Origin of the sequence: Pseudomonas sp. AF03-9, from assembly GCF_020515815.1 — a bacterium.
In the GTDB taxonomy this organism is placed as follows: domain Bacteria; phylum Pseudomonadota; class Gammaproteobacteria; order Pseudomonadales; family Pseudomonadaceae; genus Aquipseudomonas.
The window spans coordinates 376,190-390,753 of sequence record NZ_JAHPJF010000001.1 but is presented as its reverse complement, the minus strand read 5'-3'; the positions used below and the strand labels follow the sequence as shown (position 1 = coordinate 390,753).

General features: G+C 61.3%; 13 protein-coding genes. 8 read left to right on the top strand and 5 right to left on the bottom strand.

Features of this window, described 5'->3' with window-relative positions:
• Positions 1-14: 14 nt before the first annotated feature.
• Complete coding sequence (gene ppk1 / locus LIY36_RS01800; protein WP_226454634.1) at positions 15-2,237, top strand: polyphosphate kinase 1; 2,223 nt, start codon at positions 15-17, stop codon at positions 2,235-2,237.
• 136 nt (positions 2,238-2,373) lie between these two features.
• Here the strand turns inward: ppk1 and ppx are convergent, their stop codons facing one another.
• Positions 2,374-3,876: an exopolyphosphatase gene (ppx, locus tag LIY36_RS01795; RefSeq protein WP_226454633.1), complete on the bottom strand. Its 1,503-nt coding sequence runs from the start codon at positions 3,874-3,876 to the stop codon at positions 2,374-2,376.
• Positions 3,877-4,325: 449 nt separating this feature from the next.
• On the opposite strand from ppx, the gene LIY36_RS01790 reads away from it, so the two are divergent.
• The 4 genes from LIY36_RS01790 to LIY36_RS01775 all read left to right on the top strand — a co-directional run bounded on the left by LIY36_RS01790 (position 4,326) and on the right by LIY36_RS01775 (position 8,822).
• Positions 4,326-4,973 carry a DUF1120 domain-containing protein gene (locus tag LIY36_RS01790; RefSeq protein ID WP_226454632.1) on the top strand — a complete coding sequence of 216 codons (648 nt, stop codon included), beginning with the start codon at positions 4,326-4,328 and terminating at the stop codon, positions 4,971-4,973.
• Positions 4,974-5,058: 85 nt separating this feature from the next.
• Positions 5,059-5,796: a fimbria/pilus chaperone family protein gene (locus LIY36_RS01785; protein ID WP_226454825.1), complete on the top strand. Its 738-nt coding sequence runs from the start codon at positions 5,059-5,061 to the stop codon at positions 5,794-5,796.
• Between the two features lie 7 nt (positions 5,797-5,803).
• The gene (locus LIY36_RS01780; RefSeq protein ID WP_226454631.1) at positions 5,804-8,293 is read left to right on the top strand and encodes a fimbria/pilus outer membrane usher protein; all 2,490 of its coding nucleotides are present in this window, start codon (positions 5,804-5,806) and stop codon (positions 8,291-8,293) included.
• Complete coding sequence (locus tag LIY36_RS01775) at positions 8,283-8,822, top strand: hypothetical protein (RefSeq protein WP_226454630.1); 540 nt, start codon at positions 8,283-8,285, stop codon at positions 8,820-8,822. Before LIY36_RS01780 ends, LIY36_RS01775 begins: the two co-directional genes overlap by 11 nt.
• Here LIY36_RS01775 and LIY36_RS01770 read toward each other — a convergent pair.
• From LIY36_RS01770 to LIY36_RS01755, 4 genes are read right to left on the bottom strand one after another with little or no spacing between them, the layout of a single operon-like run.
• Positions 8,794-9,531, bottom strand: coding sequence for an amino acid ABC transporter ATP-binding protein (locus LIY36_RS01770; protein ID WP_226454629.1), 738 nt, complete (start codon positions 9,529-9,531; stop codon positions 8,794-8,796). The two genes, LIY36_RS01775 and LIY36_RS01770, sit on opposite strands and share 29 nt — an antisense overlap.
• Positions 9,518-10,168: an amino acid ABC transporter permease gene (locus LIY36_RS01765; protein ID WP_192297940.1), complete on the bottom strand. Its 651-nt coding sequence runs from the start codon at positions 10,166-10,168 to the stop codon at positions 9,518-9,520. The genes LIY36_RS01770 and LIY36_RS01765 overlap by 14 nt, the downstream gene beginning before the upstream one ends.
• Positions 10,165-10,833 (bottom strand): amino acid ABC transporter permease, encoded by a 669-nt coding sequence (locus tag LIY36_RS01760; protein WP_192297939.1) that lies wholly within the window; start codon positions 10,831-10,833, stop codon positions 10,165-10,167. Before LIY36_RS01760 ends, LIY36_RS01765 begins: the two co-directional genes overlap by 4 nt.
• A 15-nt stretch (positions 10,834-10,848) precedes the next feature.
• Entirely contained in the window at positions 10,849-11,634 is a 786-nt protein-coding gene (locus LIY36_RS01755) for a transporter substrate-binding domain-containing protein (protein WP_226454628.1), read from the bottom strand.
• Positions 11,635-11,898: 264 nt separating this feature from the next.
• Between LIY36_RS01755 and LIY36_RS01750 the strand changes: the two genes are divergently transcribed.
• From LIY36_RS01750 to rho, 3 genes are all read left to right on the top strand, one after another.
• Positions 11,899-12,594, top strand: a complete 696-nt coding sequence (locus tag LIY36_RS01750; protein WP_192297937.1) for a FadR/GntR family transcriptional regulator — start codon at positions 11,899-11,901, stop codon at positions 12,592-12,594.
• Positions 12,595-12,715: 121 nt separating this feature from the next.
• Entirely contained in the window at positions 12,716-13,045 is a 330-nt protein-coding gene (gene trxA / locus LIY36_RS01745; protein ID WP_003213989.1) for a thioredoxin TrxA, read from the top strand.
• A gap of 234 nt (positions 13,046-13,279) precedes the next feature.
• Positions 13,280-14,539: a transcription termination factor Rho gene (rho, locus tag LIY36_RS01740; protein ID WP_016973082.1), complete on the top strand. Its 1,260-nt coding sequence runs from the start codon at positions 13,280-13,282 to the stop codon at positions 14,537-14,539.
• Positions 14,540-14,564 lie beyond the last annotated feature (25 nt).

The following is a 14,564-nucleotide window of genomic DNA, read 5'->3' as shown; positions in this document are numbered from 1 at the left end:
CACAGGAACACTTGATGAATACCGAAGGACTCACAGAAGTTGCCGTAAAAGACGCTCACCCGGTGGTTGAACCTGTCACCGAGACCCCGCCGGAGCTGGAGCCGGCCCCACCTGTCGTGGTGGTCGAAACACCGGCCCCGGCGCCTGTGGCGGTGGTGACCAACCTGGATGACAGCAGCCTGTACATCCATCGCGAGCTGTCACAACTGCAATTCAACATCCGCGTGCTGGAACAGGCGCTGGATGAGTCCTACCCGTTGCTGGAACGCCTGAAGTTCCTGCTGATCTTCTCCAGCAACCTGGACGAGTTCTTCGAAATCCGCGTCGCCGGCCTCAAGAAGCAGATCACCTTCGCCCGTGAACAAGCCGGCGCCGACGGCCTGCAACCTCATCAAGCGCTGGCGCGCATCAGCGAGCTGGTGCATGGCCACGTGGACCGCCAGTACGCGATCCTCAACGACATCCTGCTGCCGGAACTGGAGAAACATCAGGTCCGCTTCATCCGTCGCCGCCACTGGACCACCAAGATCAAGACCTGGGTGCGCCGTTACTTCCGTGACGAAATCGCGCCGATCATCACCCCGATCGGTCTCGACCCTACGCACCCGTTCCCGTTGCTGGTGAACAAGAGCCTCAACTTCATCGTCGAGCTAGAAGGTATCGACGCCTTCGGTCGCGATTCCGGCCTGGCGATCATCCCGGCGCCGCGCTTGCTGCCACGGATCATCAAAGTACCGGAAGAGGTGGGGGGCGCTGGCGATAACTATGTATTCCTGTCGTCGATGATCCATGCCCATGCCGATGACCTGTTCCAGGGCATGAAGGTCAAAGGCTGCTACCAGTTCCGCCTGACCCGCAACGCCGACCTGGCGCTGGACTCCGAAGACGTCGAAGACTTGGCCCGTGCCCTGCGCGGCGAGCTGTTCTCGCGGCGCTACGGCGATGCGGTGCGCCTGGAGGTGGCCGACACCTGCCCGAAACATCTGTCGGACTACCTGCTCAAGCAGTTCAACCTGGGCGAGACCGAGCTGTATCAGGTCAACGGCCCGGTGAACCTGACGCGCCTGTTCAGTATCACCGGCCTGGACAGCCACCCGGAGCTGCAATACACGCCGTTCACCCCGCAGATCCCGAAACTGCTGCAAAACAGCGAGAACATTTTCAGCGTGGTGAGCAAGCAGGACATCCTGTTGCTGCACCCGTTCGAGTCGTTCACCCCGGTGGTCGACCTGCTGCGCCAGGCCGCCAAGGACCCGCACGTTCTGGCCGTACGCCAGACCCTGTACCGCTCCGGCGCCAACTCGGAAATCGTTGACGCCCTGGTCGACGCTGCGCGCAACGGCAAGGAAGTCACCGCGGTGATCGAGTTGCGGGCGCGCTTCGACGAAGAGCCCAACCTGCAACTGGCCAGCCGCCTGCAAGCGGCCGGTGCGGTGGTGATCTACGGCGTGGTCGGCTTCAAGACCCACGCCAAGATGATGCTGATCCTGCGCCGCGAAGCGGGTGAGATTGTGCGCTACGCCCACTTGGGCACCGGCAACTACCACGCCGGCAACGCCAAGCTCTACACCGACTACAGCCTGCTGACTTCCGACGACGCCCTGTGCGAAGACGTCGGCAAGTTGTTCAGCCAGTTGATCGGTATGGGCAAGACGCTGCGCATGAAAAAGCTGCTGCACGCGCCGTTCACCCTCAAGAAGGGCATGCTCGACATGATTGCCCGCGAAACCCAGTTCGCCCTCGACGGCAAGCCGGCGCACATCATTGCCAAGTTCAACTCGCTGACCGATCCGAAGATCATCCGCGCGCTGTACAAGGCCAGCCAGTCCGGCGTACGCATCGACCTGGTGGTGCGCGGCATGTGCTGCCTGCGTCCGGGGATTGTCGGCGTATCGCACAATATCCACGTGCGCTCGATCATCGGCCGCTTCCTGGAGCACACGCGGGTGTTCTATTTCCTCAATGGCGGCGAAGAGCAGATGTTCCTCTCCAGCGCCGACTGGATGGAGCGCAACCTCGACAAGCGTGTGGAGACTTGCTTCCCGGTAGAAGGCAAGAAGCTGATCATGCGCGTCAAGAAGGAGCTGGAAAGCTACCTGACCGACAACACCCACAGCTGGAGCCTGCAATCGGACGGGCGCTACGTGCGCAACACGCCAACCGGCAACCAGAACCCGCGCAGTGCGCAGGCGACGTTGTTGGAGCGGTTGGGTAGCCCGATCCTGACGGTGAGCTGAAACCTGCGACAAACCAAATGTGGGAGCGGGCTTGCCCGCGATAGCGGTAGGTCAGTCAAAGATGCATTGACTGACACTCCGTCATCGCGGGCAAGCCCGCTCCCACATTTGTTTTTGCAGCGTTCTTTAGAGCGCCTCAGCGCACGTTCAGCGTGAACCCCACCCGCGTCAACCATTCTGCTTCTTGCGCAAAATCCGCCTGGGTCAGCTGGTTTTCATCCAGCCAGCCTTTCGGGAACACCACGTCCAGGCTCTCGGCGTCGGCGCGCAAGGTCACCTGGGGCATTTCCTGGGTACCACGGATGTGATGGAACAGGATCGCAAAACGCAGCAGCACGCACAGGCGGATCAGCTTGATGCCGTCGTCGCCGAACTCGGCAAACTTGTCCTTGGGGATGTTGCGGCGGTGGCCGCGCACCAGCAGGGCGAGCATCTGTTGGTCTTCGCGGGAGAACCCGGCGAGGTCGGAGTGCTCGATCAGGTAGGCGCCGTGCTTGTGGTAATGGTAGTGGGCGATGTCCAGGCCCACTTCATGCACCTTGGCCGCCCAACCCAGCAGCTCACGCCAGACACCGTCTTCCAGGTCCCAGTCGGCCGCGACCTGGTCGAAGGCGTGCAGGGCTTTGCGCTCCACGCGCACCGCTTGTTCCATGTCGACGTGATAGCGCTCCATCAGCGAGCCGAGGGTGCGCTCACGCACGTCTTCGTGGTGGTGGCGGCCCAGCAGGTCGTAGAGCACGCCTTCACGCAGGGCTCCGTCGCAGTGGTCCATGCGTTGTAGTTCGAGGGCGTCGAAGATCGCCTCGAGAATCGCCAGGCCCGCCGGAAAGATGGTGCGACGGTCGGGCTTGATGCCGTCAAAGTCGATTTTTTCCGCGTCACCCAGCTTGAACAGCTTGCGCTTGAGCCACGCCAGGCCTTCGGCATTCACCTCGCCGGTGCCATGGCCGCCGGCTTTCAGGGCCAGGCCGATGGCGCGGATGGTGCCGGAGGAGCCGATGGCTTCGTCCCAGGTCAGGCGGTGCAGGGCGTGCTCGATGCTCATGATCTCCAGCCGCGCCGCCGTGTAGGCCTGGGCGTAGCGTGCCGGGGTGATCTTGCCGTCCTTGAAATAGCGCTGGGTGTAGCTGACGCAGCCCATCTGCAGGCTTTCGCGCAACAATGGCTCGAATCGTTGGCCGATGATGAATTCGGTACTGCCCCCGCCGATGTCGGCGACCAGGCGTTTGCCGGGGGTGTCGGCCAGGGTGTGGGATACACCGAGGTAGATCAGGCGTGCTTCCTCACGGCCGGAGATGACTTCCACCGGGTGCCCGAGGATCTCTTCGGCGCGGCGGATGAATTCGCCACGGTTGCGCGCTTCACGCAGAGCATTGGTGCCGACGATACGCACGGCGCCCAATGGCATACCGTTGATCAACTGGGCAAAACGCTTGAGGCAATCGAGGCCGCGTTGCATGGATTCTTCGTTGAGCTGACGCTCATCATCGATCCCGGCTGCCAGTTGTACTTTCTCGCCGAGCCGCTCAAGGATGCGGATCTCACCGTTCTGGGCCTTGGCCACGACCATGTGAAAGCTGTTGGAGCCCAGGTCGATGGCGGCGATCAGGGACAGATTCTTGGCTTGGGATTGCGGCATGGTTTGGGGGTCTCGGTCGATAACCTAGCCATCGTGCCACGATCGACCGCTGGAGCCAACGCGTAGTGCTTCGGGAATTTCGCTGAGGCCGCTTGTGAAGCTTTTTTGCAGAAAATATAGGTTGTCTTTACGGGCTTATGTCGAGGTGGATGACGGATATGTAGGAGTTGTTAACTGGGGACTGTTGTAGAACTTCTTATGACTTCTCCTACAGTAGTTGGTCAATGTTCTTTTTGTTTTATTGTTCTGCGCCTACCACTGAGGCGGGCTCTTTGCGCAACTTGTCTTTTACTGGTCCTACGCTAACTGATGTGTTGTCTTATTCTTTAATGGAGTACCAAAGCGACAGACTGTCACCCGGCAATTTCGCCGTGGTGTTATTTATTTATGGATTTATGTTTCCAGGATAAAAATAAATACGCCTGATAACTTTAAGTGACGGGTCGACTATGAAGAAAATTATTGGATTGACGCTTGGTATCGCTTGCCTGGCAGCAACGCTTAGCGCCCAGGCAACCACCAGCGCTCAGTTGGTGGTCAGGGGCTCAATTACACCTGCCGCCTGCAACCTCAGCCTGGCGGGCAGTGGCATTGTCGATTACGGCGTGATCCGTTCTGGTGAGCTGTCCCAGACAGCATTCAACCCGCGCGAGGAGAGGACCACATCCCTGGTCGTCAACTGCGGTACGACGCCAGCGAAGTTCGGCCTCACCTTCACCGACCTGCAAGCGGGTAGCAAGGTGACGGGTATCCTGGGTGCCGGCTTTACCGAGGCGCAGAACTATGGCTTGGGCATGGCAGGAAACCGCAGAACCGGCGGCTACTCGATCACGCTCAAGGATCTGCGGTCTTCCGGCGTAACGCTGTATCCGATCATGCGCTCCGGTGGCGGAGCTTGGCAGAGCAGTGATGGCAAGGTTGCGCAGTCACCCAGCCAGTACTCCTGGCGCAACGGTGCGACGATTACACCTGCCTCCATCACCCAACTGACAGGGACCATTGCAGTGAAGGCCGTCATCAATAAAGCCCAGGACTTGGACCTGAGCCGCGACGTCTCCATTGATGGGCGAGCCACGCTGGTATTGAGTTACATCTAAACGACGACAATACAGCCGTTCAAGAAGTGTAACTACTTCTTGTCGGCTGTTTTACGTGGGCGCTTGGCTATCAACCGTTAACTTCATGGATTGCGGGGAATACTGCGTGCGTGGTTCTTCAGTAATAAACAGTGTGCTGTTACAGGTGGCAAGTTTATTTATTCTTTTAACCAATGTTGCGGCAGCGGACGGCATGCAGCCGGAAACTACTGTGGTCGTGCTGTATGAAGAAGCGGGTGAAGCCACACTCAATGTCAAGAACACGGACGCGGGCCCGGCGCTGCTGCATTCCGTCGTGGAAAATGTGCCCGAGGACCAGGCCCCGCTACTGATTGTCACGCCGCCGATCACACGGGTGGAGGCGGGCGATACGCAGCTGGTGCGTTTTATCGGCACATCGACGGAACCGCTGAAGACCCAGCGGCTCAAGCGTGTGTCCTTCGAGGGGATTCCCCAGGCACGTGCCGCCGGCGCTGCGACCATCGGTATCACCCTGCGCCAGAATTTGCCGCTGATCCTTCACCCGCGGGGCCTGCCTTGGCATCACACGCCCTGGGAACTGCTGGTGTGGCGGCGGGCCGGTGAGCAGCTCACGGTGCATAACGACAGCGCGTATGTCGTACGCCTGGCGCCAGACGTGCGTTTGTTGCCGCAGGGCGTCCCGGCCACGTTGCCGCGTGCTTACCTCTTGCCGGGTGAAACGCTGACCGCGAAGGCCGACGGGCCCATGGCGGGCTTAGTCACGGTCGAGATCCAGCCGGCCACGGTCTACGGTTTCTCGGTAGACAGTTACCAGGCGCCGATCACCCAGGGCGAGGGTTGATCAGCCCATGACAAACCTGTCGACTGTCCCCATTACGGCCTCTTCCAGGTCGCGCCGGCCGTCACTGTTCGTGGGGGTTGCCACGCTCTGGAGCTTGCCGGCCCTGGTATCGGCCCTCGAGTTGGGCGAGGGTTTCGACCTGGCGGCGCTTACCACCCTTGGCATTGACCCGAAGGTCTCCGATTATTTTCGCAGCGCCGCGCGTTTTCGCGAGGGCGTCCATGTGGTCGGTTTGCGGGTCAATGGAAACCCGCTCGGGCTGGTGGATGCCCGTTTCGATGCACAAGGCCGATTGTGTTTTACCCCTGGTTTGCTGGAAAAGGCCGGGTTGGTCAAACCCGATACGGTCATTGGCGAGGGCGCGGCACCGGGCGAGGCCTGTCATGACTTCCTCGGTGAGTTCCCGACGACCATGGTGAGACTGCGCCCCGGCATCGACGAAGTCGCGTTGGTGGTGCCCACCCAGTCATTGCGTGAGCCCCAATGGGAAGCCGGACAATTTTCCCAAGGCGGAGGGGCGGCATTGTTCAACTATGACCTGCTGGGTTTTGACAGCCGCTCGCGCAGTGGGCCCAGCCGGTTCGTGTCGGCCTATACGGAGGCGGGCTTCAACTGGGAGGACTGGATCGTTCGCAGCCGCCAGTTTTATGTGTCGGATAACGGCAAGGTCCGCACCGAGCACCTGTACGCCTATGCCCAGCGGGACATCGCTGCGTTGCAGTCGACCTTTCAACTGGGCCAGATTTCCAGCAACAACCCGCTGTTTGGCGGTGTGCAGTTGTCGGGTTTGCAGTTTTCCCCCGATGGCCAGTCGCGAGTGCCGGCAGGCAGTCATAACGCGGTGGTCGAGGGGCTTGCCCATAGCCAGTCGCGGATCGAGGTGCGTCAATCCGGTGTGCTGATCCACAGCACGCTGGTGCCCGAGGGGCCGTTTCGTCTGACGAGGTTGCCCCTGCTCAATGGCACCAGTGACCTTGAAGTCAGCGTGATCGATGTGCGGGGCGCCAAGCGCAGCTTTGTTGTGCCGGCCGCGTCGTTCGGCGGCGCTGCGGCTGCCCCCGGCTACTACTTCTCGGTGGGGAAGGCGCGTGAAAGCACTGGCGAAGGGGCGGCGTCACCGATGGTTGCCATGGGCAGCGGCACCTGGGGGCTTGGGCGCGATTCGTCCATGGGGCTTGGCGTGTTGGGCGCCGAAGACTACTGGTCGGCGGGAGGCAGTTTGAGCAACGTGTTTTTCCAGCGGGTTGCAGTGGGCGCGCGCCACAACCTTTCCCGGGACAGCCGCAAGGCAGTGTCCGGTTCGCGCAGTACCGTGTCGGTGAGCAGCCCCGTTTCCGCCAATGTGCAAGCCAACCTCAGCGCCACCCGCCAGACCCGTGGTTATCGGGAGGTGCTCGAAGCGGGCCGGTCATGGACGGCCGATGAGTTGGGTACGCGGTTCAAGAACCAATATACGGCGGGCATGAGCTGGGTCGATCCCTCGCTGGGCGTGTTCTCCCTGGGATATACCCGCAGTGCGCAATTCGACGGGCGAGCCACCGAGCAGGTGTTCGCTTCGTGGAACAAGTCGTTCAATCGCGTGGATGTCGGGTTGATTGCCGATTCGCAGGTAGGCGGCACGCGTGATTCCACGCCCGACGGCAACCGCCGCAACGCGCCCCAGGACAATGACCTGGCGGTACGCCTGCAAGTCAGCGTGCCCCTGGGCGCTGATCGTCGCCTGAACAGCTATGCCAGCCGCCGTGGGGATCAGTTCGGCGCCGGCACTGCGCTGAACGAGCGGGTCAACGAGTACGTGAACTACGAGGTGGGCGTCGAGCGAGACCTCAAGGCTGGGGAGCAATCGACTCGCGCTCATGTCGACCTGCTGCCGCGCTATACGCGGGTCGGCCTGGGGGTCAGTCGCGACCCGCTGGGCACCAGCTACTCGGGACAGTTGCAGGGCGGGATCGTGGCACACGAGCGCGGCGTGACCTTTTCGCCCTACGCCGTACAGGACACGTTTGGCATCGTTTCCGTGGGCGACATCGGCTCGGCCCGGATCGAAACCCCGCAAGGCCCGGTGTGGACCGACTACCGTGGGCACGCGGTGATCGCCGGCTTGCCGGCGTATACCAACAGCCGCGTCGAAGTGCAGACCCGCTCGCTGCCCAAGCGCGTCGACTTGAAGAACGGCACCCAGGTGCTTGCTGCTGGCCGTGGTTCCGTCAATACCGTGGATTTCGATGTGGTGAAAGTCCGTCGCGTGTTGCTCAACGCCAGTGATGCGCAAGGCCGACCACTGCCCCAGGGGGCTGCGGTACTCGGCAAGGGCAACCGCTTCCTTACCAGCGTGGCGGGTGAGGGCAAGGTTTTTCTGAATGATGTCAATGAGTCGCAAGACCTGCGGGTATCACTGCCGGACTCCTCCACCTGCTCACTGCGTGTCGACGCCGAGGCCAAGCCGGATAATGACAAGTTCTACGAGACTGCATCGGCGGTGTGCCATGCTCTTTAAGTGGGCAATGCTGCTTTGCGCGGTACTGATCGCTCCGGGAGCGTGGGCCGAAAACTGCCGCTTGTCGTTGAGCCAGGCTCATATCGACTACGGTGCCATTCGCCGGGCCGGGCCGGTGACAGGCGCCTCCATGGCACTGCCGACTCGCTCGCTGCACCTGACTGTGCTGTGTGCCGAGCCCTCGGCAATGGCGTTGCGCTTTACCGGCGCGGCTGCCGATGGCCAGGGGTTTCAGTTTGGTCGCCCAGGGCGCTTTCGTCTGAGCCTCAAGCACGCGCGGGTGGACGGCCGCGCGGTCGAGTGGGCGGCGATGCAACGGCCCGACGAGTCGGCGGATGGGCAATTGCTGCCTGGCCAGACCCTGGAGGTGCGAGTGGCGGGGATGCGGGTGGCAGGGCGAAGGCTGACCGCTCAAGTCGACATCGACACCGACCTGCCAGCCGATGCCCTGGAGGTGCGCAACGAGGCGCGCCTGGAAGGACGCGGCAGCCTTGAGCTGATCAGCCTGCCTGCTCCACCGAGCCAATGAAGTTGGCGAACTCAGTGGTCTGCGGGTTGGCGAACAGCACCTTGGGGTCGCCCACTTCATGCACCTTGCCCTGGTGCATGAACACCAGCTTGTCGCCGACTTCGCGGGCGAAGCGCATTTCGTGGGTCACCATGATCAGGGTCATGCCGTCCTTGGCCAACTGGCGCACCACGCTGAGCACTTCGTTGACCAACTCCGGGTCCAGGGCCGAGGTGATTTCGTCGCACAGCAAGACTTTCGGCGACATGGCCAGCGCACGGGCAATCGCCACGCGTTGTTGCTGGCCGCCGGACAAGCGATCAGGGAAGGCATCGAATTTGTCGCCGAGCCCGACGCGTTCCAGCATCTGCCTGGCCAGTTGCGCGGCCTTGGCCTTGGGCACTTTCTGCACCACCTGTGGTGCGAGCATCACGTTTTCGCCCACCGTCAGGTGTGGGAACAGGTTGAATTGCTGGAACACCATGCCGACTTTCTGTCGCAGGCTGCGCAGGTCGGCGCGAGCGGCGTCGAGGTACTCGCCGTCGACTTCGATCACGCCGTCGTTGATCGATTCCAGGCCGTTGAGGGTGCGCAGCAAGGTGGACTTGCCCGAGCCGCTGCGGCCGATGATCGCCACCACCTGGCCTTCTTCAACGGTCAGGTCGATGCCCTTGAGGACGTGGTGATCGCCGTAGTACTTATGCAGGGCGGAAATTCTAAGCAGAGGCATGCAGTCTCCTTTCCAGGTAGCGCGCGCTGAGGGACAGGGGGTAGCAGAGCAAAAAATAACCAAGGGCCACCAGGCCGTAGACCATGAAGGGCTCGAAGGTGGCGTTGGCGAGCATGCCGCCGGTCTTGGTCAGTTCGGTGAAGCCGATGATCGAGGTCACGGCGGTGCCTTTGACCACCTGCACCGAGAAGCCCACGGTGGGCGCCACGGCAATTCGCAGGGCCTGGGGCAGGATCACGTAGCGCAGTTGCTCCAGTGGGTTGAGCGCCAGGCTGGCCGAGGCTTCCCATTGCCCGTGGGCGATGGAGTCGACGCAGCCGCGCCAGATTTCGGCGAGGTAGGCACTGGTGAACAGGGTCAGGGCAATCGCGGCGGCAAGCCAGGGCGAAATATCCACACCGAGCAGGGCGATGCCGAAAAACACCAGGAACAGTTGCATCAGCAACGGTGTGCCCTGGAACAGTTCGATATAGGTGCGCGCCACGTTACGCGGGAACGCCTTGCTGCTGATGCGCAGGGTCATCACCAGCAAGCCGATCAGGCCGCCGCCGATGAACGCCACCAGCGACAGCAATAGGGTCCATTGCAGGCCGGTGAGCAGGTTGCGCACGATGTCCCAGAACGAAAAATCACTCATCGGCTATTCCTCATCACAAACCGGCGGCCGATCCAGTTGAGCAACTGGCGAATCATCAAGGCCATGCACAGGTACACCAGGGTGGTCAGGGCATAGGTTTCAAAGGCGCGGAAATTACGCGACTGGATAAAGTTGGCGGCAAAGCTCAACTCTTCGGTGGCGATCTGCGAGCACACTGCCGAACCGAGCATCACGATGATGATCTGGCTGCTCAGGGCCGGCCACACCTTGCCCAGTGCCGGTAGCAGCACCACGTGGCGAAACGCTTCGAAACGCGTCATCGCCAGCGCCGCTGCGGCTTCCAGTTGCCCACGGGGGACGGCCTGGATGCCGGCGCGGATGATTTCGGTGGAGTAGGCGCCCAGGTTGATCACCATCGCCAGCACGGCGGCTTGCCATTCGGTGATCTTCAGCCCCAGGGACGGCAGGCCGAAGAAGATGAAGAACAGCTGCACCAGGAACGGCGTGTTGCGGATCAACTCGACGTACACGCCGAAGAACCAGGCGAACGGCTGGATCTTCCACGCCCGCACCACGGCGCCGGCAGTGCCCAGGGCCACCCCGAGAATCGCGCCAATGGCGGTCAGCTCCAAGGTGAACAGCGCGCCACGCAGCAGCAGGTCGGTGTTGGCCAGCACGGGCACAAAGTCGAACTGATAGGCCATGGGTCAGCTCCGCCTTCAAAGATCAGCCGGCAAAGGCTCTTTCAGCCATTGCAGGGCGTTCTTTTCCAGGCTGCCATCGGCCTTGGCGGACACCAGGATCTGGTTGACCTTTTCCAGCAGCGCCGGCTCGTTCTTGTTCACGCCCACGTACACCGGCGAATCCTTGAGCTTCACCTTCAGCGCAGGCACGCGTTTGGGACTGCGCTCGCTGATCGCGACCATCACCACGTTGCCGCTGGCGATCAGGTCGACCTGGCCGGCCAGGTAGGCGGCGATGGTCGAATTGTTGTCTTCGAAGCGCTTGATCGTGGCTTCCTTGGGCGCAACGGCGGTCAGCTCGATGTCTTCGATGGCGCCACGGGTCACGCTGATGGTCTTGCCCTTGAGGTCGTCGAGACCAGTGACAGCCGCGTCAGGCGGGCCGAATACGGCCAGGTAGAACGGCGCGTAGGCCTTGGAGAAGTCGATGACCTTTTCCCGCTCGGGGTTCTTGCCCAGGCTGGAGATCACCAGGTCGACCTTGCCGGTGGTCAGGAACGGAATGCGGTTGGTGCTGTTGACCGGGGTCAGCTCCAGCTTGACCTTGAGCTGGTCGGCCAGCAGCTTGGCGGTGTCGATGTCCAGGCCGCGCGGTTTCATGTCCGGGCCGACCGAGCCGAAGGGCGGGAAGTCCTGGGGCACGGCGACCTTGAGGGTGCCACGGGCGACGATGTCGTCCAGACCGTTGGCCTGGGCGGGTGCCTGGCTCAGCATCAGGCTGGCAAACAGGGCAGTGAGCAGGGCGCTGTAGCGCTTGGTCATGGCAACTCTCCGAGAAGGGCGAAGGGGTTTTCTGGATTGGGCTGATGGGGTAATTGCACAGCCCATGCCAGCCTGCGCAGGATCGTCTGCAAGGCAGGGTTTTGCTGCGCTGCGCTGGTCTTACTGGTCTGAACAGTGGTGGGGCTTTTCGCACCCTTTTCGAGCGCCGTTAAAACCGCGCGAGCCCCTTTGGGGCGTGGCTTGCCGCCGGCCGCGAATAGCTTTACAACTAGCCGCTCAGTTGACTGGAACCTTGAGTTTTTTATGAATTCCATCGCCCAAGCCGTACCGGAAGCGGCCCTGCAGGCCATCCGCAAACTGATCAAGGAGCAAGGCTTCGGGCCGGGCGATGCATTGCCGTCCCAGCGCGATCTGGCGCTGCAGTTGGGGGTGAGCCGGGCGTCTTTGCGCGAGGCGCTGTCGTCTTTGAGCGCCTTGGGCGTGGTCAGCGTGCAGCCGGGCAAAGGTGTGTTTGTGCAAGCAGTCGACGAGGCGCCGGGATTTGCCTGGCCGTTTGCGGCACAGGCCACGCCGTTGGATATTTTCCAGTTGCGCTATGCCCTTGAAGGCTTTGCGGCGGGTCTGGCGGCGGTGACGTTGACCATCGACGAGCTGGACAGCCTGGACGATAACGTCGAGGCGATGCGCAAGGTGCTCAAGGCCGGTGACTTTGAAGCGGCGGCGCGGCTGGACTTCGAATTCCACCAGCGCATCCTGCTGGCCAGTGGCAATCAGGCGATGGTGAGCATCCTGAGCGCCAGCGCCGAGGTGTTCCTGGAAAGTCAGAAACTACCGTTCATCCGGCCGGAGCGGGCCATGGAAACCTGGCAGGAACACCGCAAGATCCTGCGCGCCCTGGCCCGGCGCGCCAGTGCGGCGGCGCAGAAAACCATGCAGGAGCACGTGCGCAATGCGGCGCTGCGCACCGGCATTGCCTTTGTGACTCCCGTAGCGCCTTGAGTTGGGCTATACCCAAACTCATGCACCACCATAGCAAGACTCAATCAGAGGCGGCTTCCTGAACGGGGGAAGGGCAGCTATGATGGGCCACGTTTTTTTTGCTTACAATCCGGAGACATCCATGAGCAACGATCTTATCAAGCACGTCACCGACGCGACCTTTGAGGCCGAAGTACTCAAGGCTCAAGGCCCGGTGCTGGTTGACTACTGGGCTGAATGGTGCGGCCCTTGCAAAATGATCGCTCCTGTTCTGGACGACATTGCAACCACCTACGAAGGCAAATTGACCATTGCCAAGCTGAACATCGACGACAACCAGGAAACCCCGGCCAAGCACGGCGTGCGTGGTATCCCGACGCTGATGCTGTTCAAGAACGGTAACGTCGAAGCCACTAAAGTGGGCGCGCTGTCGAAGTCCCAGTTGCAAGCTTTCCTCGACGCGAACATCTAAACGTCGTCAGAAAGGCCCCGCAAATTGCGGGGCTTTTTCGTGAAACAGGGCTAGACGCTCCGAAACTCAGGTGGTACATTCGGCCCCGCACTGGTTTCTCCACTGCCCCCTGCATGCCGTCGCCGACGCACTCCTTTTCGATTAGTACGCGATCCTGTCGCCTTCTCTGCGGCGCGGCCTCATTAAGCCAAAAGCTTAATTTCCCCCCTCCATAAATGATTACGTCATTCCTATATGAATCTGACTGAACTCAAGCAAAAGCCGATTACCGACCTGCTCCAGCTGGCCGAAGAAATGGGCATAGAAAATATGGCCCGTTCGCGCAAGCAGGACGTGATTTTCTCCCTGCTGAAAAAGCACGCGAAAAGCGGCGAGGAAATCTCCGGTGATGGCGTGCTGGAGATTCTCCAGGACGGCTTCGGCTTCCTCCGCTCTGCAGACGCCTCCTATCTTGCCGGCCCAGACGACATTTACGTCTCGCCGAGCCAGATCCGTCGCTTCAACTTGCGCACCGGTGACACCATCGTTGGCAAGATCCGCCCTCCAAAGGAAGGCGAGCGTTATTTCGCCCTGCTCAAGGTCGACACGATCAACTTCGATCGTCCTGAGAACGCGAAAAACAAGATTCTCTTCGAGAACCTGACCCCGCTGTTCCCGACTGTGCGCATGAAGATGGAAGCCGGCAACGGTTCCACCGAAGACTTGACCGGTCGTGTGATCGACCTGTGCGCCCCGATCGGCAAAGGCCAGCGTGGTCTGATCGTCGCGCCGCCGAAAGCCGGTAAGACCATCATGCTGCAGAACATTGCAGCGAACATCGCGCGTAACAACCCTGAAGTTCACCTGATCGTGCTGCTGATCGATGAGCGTCCGGAAGAAGTGACCGAAATGCAGCGCACCGTGCGCGGCGAAGTGGTTGCCTCGACGTTCGATGAGCCGCCAACCCGCCATGTGCAGGTTGCCGAAATGGTGATCGAGAAGGCCAAGCGCCTGGTCGAACACAAGAAGGACGTGGTGATCCTGCTTGACTCCATCACCCGTCTGGCCCGTGCCTACAACACCGTGATCCCGAGCTCCGGCAAGGTATTGACCGGTGGTGTCGACGCCCACGCCCTGGAGAAACCGAAGCGTTTCTTCGGCGCCGCGCGCAACATCGAAGAAGGCGGCTCGCTGACCATTATCGCCACCGCACTGGTTGAAACCGGTTCGAAGATGGACGAAGTGATCTACGAAGAGTTCAAGGGTACCGGCAACATGGAACTGCCCCTGGACCGTCGCATCGCGGAAAAACGCGTATTCCCGGCCATCAACATCAACCGTTCCGGCACCCGCCGTGAAGAGTTGCTGACTGCCGACGACGAACTGCAGCGCATGTGGATCCTGCGCAAGCTGCTGCACCCGATGGATGAAGTTGCTGCCATCGAGTTCCTGGTCGACAAGCTGAAGACCACCAAGACCAACGACGAGTTCTTCTTGTCGATGAAGCGTAAGTAATACGACGCTTGCGGTCCGAAAGAAT

Coding starts and splice junctions, on each gene's coding strand:
- ppk1 (WP_226454634.1), top strand. CDS start 15: ATGAATACCGAAGGACTCACAGAAGTTGCCGTAAAAGACGCTCACCCG.
- ppx (WP_226454633.1), bottom strand. CDS start 3,876: ATGCCGCAATCCCAAGCCAAGAATCTGTCCCTGATCGCCGCCATCGAC.
- LIY36_RS01790 (WP_226454632.1), top strand. CDS start 4,326: ATGAAGAAAATTATTGGATTGACGCTTGGTATCGCTTGCCTGGCAGCA.
- LIY36_RS01785 (WP_226454825.1), top strand. CDS start 5,059: ATGGATTGCGGGGAATACTGCGTGCGTGGTTCTTCAGTAATAAACAGT.
- LIY36_RS01780 (WP_226454631.1), top strand. CDS start 5,804: ATGACAAACCTGTCGACTGTCCCCATTACGGCCTCTTCCAGGTCGCGC.
- LIY36_RS01775 (WP_226454630.1), top strand. CDS start 8,283: ATGCTCTTTAAGTGGGCAATGCTGCTTTGCGCGGTACTGATCGCTCCG.
- LIY36_RS01770 (WP_226454629.1), bottom strand. CDS start 9,531: ATGCCTCTGCTTAGAATTTCCGCCCTGCATAAGTACTACGGCGATCAC.
- LIY36_RS01765 (WP_192297940.1), bottom strand. CDS start 10,168: ATGAGTGATTTTTCGTTCTGGGACATCGTGCGCAACCTGCTCACCGGC.
- LIY36_RS01760 (WP_192297939.1), bottom strand. CDS start 10,833: ATGGCCTATCAGTTCGACTTTGTGCCCGTGCTGGCCAACACCGACCTG.
- LIY36_RS01755 (WP_226454628.1), bottom strand. CDS start 11,634: ATGACCAAGCGCTACAGCGCCCTGCTCACTGCCCTGTTTGCCAGCCTG.
- LIY36_RS01750 (WP_192297937.1), top strand. CDS start 11,899: ATGAATTCCATCGCCCAAGCCGTACCGGAAGCGGCCCTGCAGGCCATC.
- trxA (WP_003213989.1), top strand. CDS start 12,716: ATGAGCAACGATCTTATCAAGCACGTCACCGACGCGACCTTTGAGGCC.
- rho (WP_016973082.1), top strand. CDS start 13,280: ATGAATCTGACTGAACTCAAGCAAAAGCCGATTACCGACCTGCTCCAG.